The 8,094-nt window shown below is 44.0% G+C and carries 6 protein-coding genes; 2 read left to right on the plus strand and 4 right to left on the minus strand.

The genetic code is table 11. The features are described 5' to 3' along the window. Positions 1-183 precede the first annotated feature (183 nt). Both PUQ00_RS31305 and PUQ00_RS31310 read right to left on the minus strand, forming a co-directional pair. Entirely contained in the window at positions 184-2,661 is a 2,478-nt protein-coding gene (locus PUQ00_RS31305) for a DHH family phosphoesterase (protein WP_300423766.1), read from the minus strand. A gap of 334 nt (positions 2,662-2,995) precedes the next feature. Then, on the minus strand, positions 2,996-3,625 hold the full coding sequence (locus PUQ00_RS31310; RefSeq protein ID WP_300423767.1) for a TetR/AcrR family transcriptional regulator: 630 nt from the start codon (positions 3,623-3,625) through the stop codon (positions 2,996-2,998). Between the two features lie 114 nt (positions 3,626-3,739). On the opposite strand from PUQ00_RS31310, the gene PUQ00_RS31315 reads away from it, so the two are divergent. Next, positions 3,740-4,432: a Coq4 family protein gene (locus tag PUQ00_RS31315; RefSeq protein WP_300423769.1), complete on the plus strand. Its 693-nt coding sequence runs from the start codon at positions 3,740-3,742 to the stop codon at positions 4,430-4,432. A gap of 192 nt (positions 4,433-4,624) precedes the next feature. On the opposite strand, the gene PUQ00_RS31320 is transcribed toward PUQ00_RS31315, so the two are convergent. Further along, on the minus strand, positions 4,625-5,302 hold the full coding sequence (locus PUQ00_RS31320) for an S-layer homology domain-containing protein (RefSeq protein WP_300423771.1): 678 nt from the start codon (positions 5,300-5,302) through the stop codon (positions 4,625-4,627). 256 nt (positions 5,303-5,558) lie between these two features. On the opposite strand from PUQ00_RS31320, the gene rpiA reads away from it, so the two are divergent. Next, on the plus strand, positions 5,559-6,269 hold the full coding sequence (gene rpiA, locus PUQ00_RS31325) for a ribose-5-phosphate isomerase RpiA (protein ID WP_300423773.1): 711 nt from the start codon (positions 5,559-5,561) through the stop codon (positions 6,267-6,269). Positions 6,270-6,705: 436 nt separating this feature from the next. Here the strand turns inward: rpiA and PUQ00_RS31330 are convergent, their stop codons facing one another. Beyond that, positions 6,706-7,851: a SpoIID/LytB domain-containing protein gene (locus tag PUQ00_RS31330; RefSeq protein WP_300423774.1), complete on the minus strand. Its 1,146-nt coding sequence runs from the start codon at positions 7,849-7,851 to the stop codon at positions 6,706-6,708. Positions 7,852-8,094: the final 243 nt, after the last annotated feature.

The following is an 8,094-nucleotide window of genomic DNA, read 5'->3' on the forward strand; positions in this document are numbered from 1 at the left end:
CAGCGTATACTGAGAGAGCTTTTTTACAACCTGCTCGACTTTTCAAACACCCTCTCACATGACAAACATAACTCGAAATATGAGCTACAGCGTGCTTGGCAAACTTTATCTTGTCAGCAAGGGGATTTTTCTCATAAAAAATAAGGTGCTTTTGACTCGAAGTCTGATAACCTGCAACTTGGGTTAATAATTGTCCGAGCTGGCGATCGCCACAATAGTAGATAAAGGTACTTCAGCAAAATACTGTCGCTGAAATTGTTCTTCTCTCACAGCAGCTAAAAATTGTGCAACTGCTGCCTCAGCAAAGTTTTCTGCACTATCGCTTGGATGCCAGGTGATTTGCAAGTAACGGTCTTGTCGTTTGACTGTGAACCCTAAATATTTTAAAGCTTTGATTCCTACAAGTAAGGTTTGGTCGCTGATACCGATTTTCTCTAAAAGTTGGACGCGGGTAACTAGTTGATTTGTGCGACTGAGATATTTAGCAATTCCGACAAGAGTCAGCCAAATTTGATTGGGTGGTTGGTGGTTGGGTTTAGACCAGGCGATCGCTAATTGTTGCTGATTGTCAAGCCCAGATGCAGAGCGGCTGATCCTTAGACATCGCCGCAACCATGCGCGTAAATCATCCCAATTAGTGGGACAATCTTCAAGCAAGAGTGGGGGAGTGGGGAGTGGGGAAGGTGGGGCCCCCTCTGGGGATAAGGGGTAATGGGGAGTGGGGAAGTTACGCCAGTCTAGGATGAGTGGTGTTAGCGGATAGCTAGGGTTTAGCCCATGCTGAGTGTTAAGTGCTGAGTTAACACTCGGACGCACGGCAATTAATCTGATTTCATAACGTTTTTTGAAGGTGTTGTAGTCTAGTTCTGCTATGCAATCACACCTTCCTACAGGCAATTCATCTTTGTAGTGTCCCCACCATATACCAGGAAAAGCACTTCTGCTAGAATCATCCCGAATGTCAAACTCGGTTTTAATATACTGTACCTTTTTCCCTTGCCAATCCTGCTGATTACGATGCCAAGAATTTTCAAACCAGCAGTTTTGAATTAGCAATTTCGGAACAGGATTACCCATTCCACAAGGTTCTAGCAGTTTCATCTCCAAAAATAAATCTTTCCCCAAGTCTGCTACTGTTAGCGTCAAGTCTGCTTGCACAGTTGGCGTTAGGGTTGTACTACCTAAAGATTGCCGCAACTGCTGATTAATCGCGGCTGTAAATAAAGGAATGTTCTCCACTAACAAACTCAAACCGGCTGCAAAGGGATGTCCCCCAAAGCGATGTAACAAATGTGCTTGGTCTTTCACCAGTTGGTATAAATCGACGGAATTCACCGAACGGGCAGAACCACGAGCCAGGGGAGTAGGGAGTAGGGAGTAGGGAATAGGGGCAAAATCTTCTCCACTCCCCACTCCCATTCGGCTAGGCTCAGGGCAAGCCGATTCTCCACTCCCTTCCGTACTTAATAAAATAGTCGGGCGACCTGTTTCTTGTGCTATCTGTCCGGCAACTAAGCCCAATACACCCGCAGGCCATTGGGCATCTTCTAGGACTATGACGCTAGTGGTTGATAAGTCTAATTGAGTAAGTTTTTGTGCTACTTGCGCTTGCACATCTTTTTGTAAAGATTTGCGGCGGACGTTTGCGAGTTCTGTAACTTCGGCTAGTTCGTTACAACGTTTGGCATCCCGACTAGTTAATAATTCAACGCAAAAACTGGCATCACCTTGGATGCGGCTGACGGCGTTAATTCTTGGGCCTAAACCAAAGGAAATATCTGTGGGGCGATCGCCACTTTTCTGGCACAATTCTAATAATCGCCCCACCCCCGGACGCCGCCGCGCTGCTACTGGCTGTTGAAAATCTGCTTGTAGTCGTTGAATTCCCACCTGCGCCAAATAGCGACAATCTCCACTTAACTGCACCAAGTCAGCAATTAATCCTACTGCTACTAAATCTAATAAATCCTCTAACGGATGTTTTGCCACATTAGGCAGAGTTTGATATAGTGCTTCCACCAACTTATAAGCTACCGCCACCCCAGAAAGATGAAACAGCTGATGTTCCCTTGGCAAATAGCGGGGATTGATAATCGCTGCGACGGGTGGACGTTCGGTAGGTAAGGTGTGATGGTCTGTAACTATTACATCTATGCCTAGCTGTTTGGCATAGATAATTTCCTCAATGTTTGTACTGCCTGTATCGCAAGTAACTATTAATTTACAACCTTCTTTTGCTAAGTTATCAATCCCTTGATTATTCAATCCGTGAGATTCTTTGAGACGATTAGGAATGTAGTAAATTAACTGAGTATTTTGTTTGAAAAATTGCCCTAATCCATCCCAAAGTACAGATGTGGCAGTAATGCCATCAGCATCAAAGTCTCCCCAGATGGCAATTTTTTCTCTGGCGTTATATGCTTGTTGCAACCGGGCGATCGCTAGGTGCATTTCTTGCCCAAACTCAAAGGGACTTGCTGGTTGATAAGCTTTATGGTTGATAAAAGCTGTTAATTGTTGATCATCTTTAATTCCCCGTTGCCACAACAATTTGGCTGCATATATTCCACTTGATCCAGGTATATGCTGTTTTACCGCTTCCATCAACCACTCCGGGGGTTGTTCAGTTGCTGCTATAGTCCATTGCTGTTGTTCTGGCATAGAAAGTTAAGTTAGGAGTTAGGATTAGAGACGCGATTAATCGCGTCTGTACAGGAGTTAGGAATTAAGAGTTGATTTATAAAGTAGTTACGGCTTTGCTATCAGGCATCCTTATATAATATGGTGCGTTAGGCGCTTTACTCATGTCTTTGCTGACAAAGCTCTATTTTCTAACAGAAACTAAAATTTATAGACAAAAGGTAGAAATTAAAGCCCCGTAACCGTTTGAGCGATTGGATTCTCCCAAAGTGACAAAAGAGGGATATATAGTTGCAGATAATCCTGGTTTACTCAGGTCTTGATTGCAGGTTTGAGCGATTAGCGTTGCAGGTCGCTATAAATAACTTTGCAAGTAACTCAGAGTCAATCTTTTTGTTTCTCTCACCAGTTGTTGACGGAATGTTTTTTCTTGACTAAGAGAAGTCCACAAGAGGGTGCCAATCATTTTCACCAATACAAAAGCGATCGCTTCATAGACTAATAGTTCTAAATCTGGATAATGCTCGGATATAAACATTGCCAAATCTTGAATCAGTTGGGCATCAGTCGCCGCATCGATCGCTTGTAGTTCAGGCATTGAACCTTGCAAGGGCATAAAGATGGCATGATAACCTGGATAATCGGTAAAGAATTGATCAACGGTATCAATTACCTGCTCCATATAGCTAGAGATAGGTAAACTCTTGTTTTCAGGTGTATTCAATTCTACTAATAAATGATGGAGTTGCTGGTTGTAGCGAGCTGCCAGTCTGTAGAGAATTGCTGCCTTATCAGGAAAGAATTGGTACAGCGATCCGATAGGTACTTTGGCATTAACCGCGATCGCATTCGTACTGGTAGCGTTATAGCCCTCCGTAATAAACAGTTGTTCAGCTACATCCAAAATTTGATTTACCCGCTCTTGGCTACGGGCTTGGCGGGGCTGGCGGCGCATCCCTCTAGGCTTTAATGAATCGGTAGTCATGAACTTAAAAAAATCTCTGAAAAATTTGTTTGCCAAAACATGAGCAGTACTCGTATTATTATTATAAACGTGAGCAATATTCATATTATCTTCTGACCAGAGGAGGAAATTGTCATGGACAAAGATTTATTTATATTACCCAGTTCCAAAGTTGGAAAAGATTTAACCCATCAGATGCGAACAATTAGCGCATTACAGCCTTTTCTGGCAATGCTTGCCGGAGATTCAAGTCTGGATGTAGTGGGAGAAATGGCTGTTGCTTTGCTGGAAACACCTTCCTTTGACATTGCAGTAGAGCACCTAAAGGGTGATCCTGGTTCGGCAGCATTAATTGAAGAGCGATACATGGCTTTGCCTCATGATCTGGACACTCTGTTGCAATATCCACCGGATTCCTTAGGATATCTTTACAGCATGTCAATGAAGGCAAAGGGATTTCGAGCAGAAGAGTTGTACGAAGAGATACCTATTTATTCCGATGCTAGTTATGTGGAGGCGAGACTGGGCCAAACCCACGATATCTGGCATATTGTGACCGGTTTTGGTGTATCACCAGCTGAGGAGATCGGATTACAGGCATTTCACTTGCCACAGTTTCCCTATCCTCTAGCAGTATCTTTGCTTTCTAGTAGCATGATGTCTACCCTTTTATTCAATCCTGAAGAATTACCCACTTTGCTTAATGCTATTCAAACGGGATGGGAAATGGGCAAAAATGCTAAATCTCTCTTTGCACAAAAATGGGAGTCAGCTTGGGAAAAGCCCTTACTCCAATGGCAAAAAGAGCTAAATCTTCTTTTGTATTGAGATGCTAACTGATATTCCGCACTTTCAGTGCATAAACACTTTCTATTAGACTTATCCACAAATAAACCTCAAAATAGCTGAAACCCTTACATAGCTGGCTTTTTAGCTTATATAAAACAGGAACCTCTAAAACCCTCTCCAGAGCTAGGTTTCAGCCAAATAAAGTTCTCATTTCCGGATAAGTCTATTGAGCTAAGGTGATTGTGGGCTGTTTGGAATAATCGGAACTTCTGGTGTTTCGGGTTGTTGCTGTTGTCGTTGCAAATATTTACTCAATACATAAGCCATATCCCCACGGGTCACGGGTTTTAATGGTAAAATATTGCCTTGAGCATCTGTATTGAGAAATCCCTCAGTAGCTACTGTAGCGATCGCTTTTCTAGCCCAAGCTGGGATAGACTTTTCATCTGGATGTGAAGCAAGAATCTCATTAACAGCGTCATCGGGAAACTGAAATACACCATAGGCTTGGGCGAAAATAGCCAGAGCCTCTGCCCTTGTTACCTTTTGGTTAGGGAAAAATTCGTTGCCCCGATAGCCTTTCATGATGTCAGTTTTTAAGACTGTCTGTATATCATTAAATGCCCAATGAGAACGAGGGACATCTGGAATAGCTAAATTTACTTTGCTAGCAGTTTGTCTTTTATCTAGTCGAAATGCTTTGACCATAATCGACGCTAATTCTGCCCTACTCAGTAACCTTTCTGGATGAAATTTGCCATCGGAAGAGTTTGTCATCCATTTGACAGCAGTTACCTGTTGAATTGAATCAGATGGGATTCCAGAAGTCGGTTCTGGCACTTGAGCAATTGCTGGCAAGTTTTGTAGTAGTGCTACTAAAGATAGAGTAGTTGAAAGCTGACGGATCATAATAACCACTTTTAGGTGCTAAATGAATTTAAAAAACTACGTTACTGAGGTTAAGGCAAAATTTGGTGTTCCTAATAACCTGTAACTCACTTAATGACGAACTTCAGCTAGTCAATGTTGCGTAGCTATGCAGGGTATTAGCTGCTTTTAATATCAAGGGAGTAGAAATCAGCAAAAACTTGTTTTTTACCTTTCATCTTTTAGCGTTATCTCCCCACTACTATGGACTATAGTCAGTTTTTCAGGAGTTTTGGGAATGACAGCAGCAGCAGATCCCGTAAAGTTAATGAAGCAAGAAGTTGGCAAAGCCGCCGCCGCCCTAGTCAAGTCGGGTTCCATTGTCGGGTTAGGTACGGGGTCAACTACAGCATATACAATTCAGTATTTAGGCGATCGCCTCAAGTCTGGTGAACTCAAAGATATTATTGGGATACCCACCTCATTTCAGTCAGAAGTGCTCGCGAAGCAGTACGGTGTTCCTCTCGCCACCTTGGACGCTATCGACCACATCGATATTGCCATTGATGGGGCAGATGAAGTCGATCCGCAGAAGAATTTGATTAAAGGCGGTGGTGCAGCACATACCCGCGAAAAAGTCGTAGACTACCTGGCAGAACAGTTCATCGTCGTGGTAGATAGTGGCAAGTTAGTAGACCGCTTGGGTTCTACTTTCGCTGTACCCGTGGAAGTGATTCCAATGGCAATTACTCCTGTTACCAATGCCATCAAAAAACTCGGTGGCAAACCAGAACTCCGCATGGGTGTAAGAAAAGCTGGGCCAGTGATCACTGACCAAGGGAACTTTGTCTTAGATGTCAAATTTGACTCGATTGAAGATCCAGCCGGCCTAGAAAAGACATTGAATAACATTCCCGGCGTTCTGGAAAATGGTATCTTTGTTAACTGTGTCGATTTAGTTTTAGTTGGTGAAGTCAAAGATGGTCAGCCATTAGTACGGCAAATTTGACAAAACAGAATAAAGACGCAAGTCGCCAGAATTCAATTCTGAATTCTGTGTGAGTGGTGTTAGCGAGTCATCGAGCGTCTAACTCGCTACCGCTTCTCTACGAGACCAAGGCGATCGCTATCAGGTGTCAACAACAAAGTTGCTCCTCTTAGGGAGACCCCAGACGCGACGCTCTTTGCCCTAAAGCGTCTCCCCGAATCCCATGCGTGAGAGTGCCGTAGATGCCCGAACGCGAACAGCGTCTCGTGTCTTGAGAAGGGCTGTAAGGAGAAGACTGCACTTTGCGCTAAATCCCACACTAATTAGACATCTCCGAAAAAGAATGTAGAGACGCGAAATTTCGCATCTCTACAAGGGTTCTAGATAAGGCATATTTAATTTCACCAGATGTCTATTGATTCTGAACTCTGTATTGTTCTTCAAGTACAGAAGTGGACTACTTCGGCTGAATTGGTGTTAGGGCTACACCTTGATAATAATGTCCCAAAATTTGCAGGTGGTTTACTCCTTGCCGAGCCAGATTATACGCCCCCCACTGACTCATGCCTAAAGCATGACCGTAGCCAAGCCCTTGCAGTACAAAACTACCATTGGCTCCCTTGGTAACAGTAAATCTGGTACTTTTTAACTTCAGGGCTGTTCGCACTTCCTCGCCCTGTAGCACCTTCGTGCCTCTGTTGCCGACAATTTTCAAGACTTTAACACTGCGGAAAGGTGAGTATGTCTCTGGAATCATCGCCGTCACACTGCCCACCTGAGGAAATTTAGCGCTAATTTCATTAGGTGAGAAGGTTTTCACCCAATTACACTCGCGGATATTTTGATCGTAGTCTTGAACAGCACGCAGGTAAGGCTCGTTGCTTCCCCAAACATCTTCGACGTTTTCGGTGTGTCCCCCAGAACAAGCGTGGAAAACTGAGAGAATAATCTGGTTTTTGTAAGTTAGTACCTCCCCTAGTGTGGAATCGACTGCGGCGTAAGTAGCAGGAGCTTCACTGATAACGCCTTTGTAAATTTGCCAACGATCTGGGGTATTGCCTAAATCGTAAATGGGATTATTCCGTTGTTTTTCTCGTTCGTAGAGGGCGTAGGTGCGGGCTGCGATCGCTTGGGCTTTCAGTGCTTCTTGAGGCCAGCTAGCATCCATTTCACCACCCAGAACGCTGTAGAGATACTCTTGGTCATCAACCCAGTTAACAGCAGTTAAGCCTTTGTCTGTGGGGACAACCAGAGTTCTGCCCCGATACCAGCGATCGCCAATATAAACGAATCCTTTACCAGTTGGCTCAATCCAAAATAAACCAGACTGCCACTTATCTAAAGCAACTCCGCCAGGAACGGCTTGGGCATAATATGCACTCATCGCTGGTAACTGTCCGAGAGTCCGTCCGGTACTATCCTTAACGATCCCAGTGGTGGAACTGCCCACTTTTACCTGATTAACACCTCTCTCAATTGCCACACGCAGGATTACAGATGCTTGGGCTGGGGCAACCAAAGCTATCCACAAAAGGATACTTACCCACCAATGACGTACTTTAATCTGGGAAAATAAAGAGCCTAAATAAAGTTGGAATTTCATGCTGATCATCTAATCACACTAGTATCTAATTGACGCTCTGAATTATGGCGTCTATTACTTTAAGATGAGACACTTCTCCAACGCAGGAGGTTGCCACCTCCTACTTATTATGCATTTTGCTTGAGCTATAAAGTAGAAATCAGGTGAAGAGGCATTGGGCATTGGGCAGAGGAAGAATTCCTCTCCTCTGCCCAATGCCCAATGCCCAATGCCCAATGCCCAATGCCCAATGCCCAATGCCCA

This window comes from Nostoc sp. S13 (assembly GCF_029379315.1).
GTDB lineage: Bacteria > Cyanobacteriota > Cyanobacteriia > Cyanobacteriales > Nostocaceae > Nostoc.

What these genes read in the sequence shown, in the direction of transcription:
- PUQ00_RS31320 (WP_300423771.1), bottom strand. Translation starts at nt 5,302, where the DNA reads ATGATCCGTCAGCTTTCAACTACTCTATCTTTAGTAGCACTACTACAA.
- PUQ00_RS31330 (WP_300423774.1), bottom strand. Translation starts at nt 7,851, where the DNA reads ATGAAATTCCAACTTTATTTAGGCTCTTTATTTTCCCAGATTAAAGTA.
- rpiA (WP_300423773.1), top strand. Translation starts at nt 5,559, where the DNA reads ATGACAGCAGCAGCAGATCCCGTAAAGTTAATGAAGCAAGAAGTTGGC.
- PUQ00_RS31305 (WP_300423766.1), bottom strand. Translation starts at nt 2,661, where the DNA reads ATGCCAGAACAACAGCAATGGACTATAGCAGCAACTGAACAACCCCCG.
- PUQ00_RS31315 (WP_300423769.1), top strand. Translation starts at nt 3,740, where the DNA reads ATGGACAAAGATTTATTTATATTACCCAGTTCCAAAGTTGGAAAAGAT.
- PUQ00_RS31310 (WP_300423767.1), bottom strand. Translation starts at nt 3,625, where the DNA reads ATGACTACCGATTCATTAAAGCCTAGAGGGATGCGCCGCCAGCCCCGC.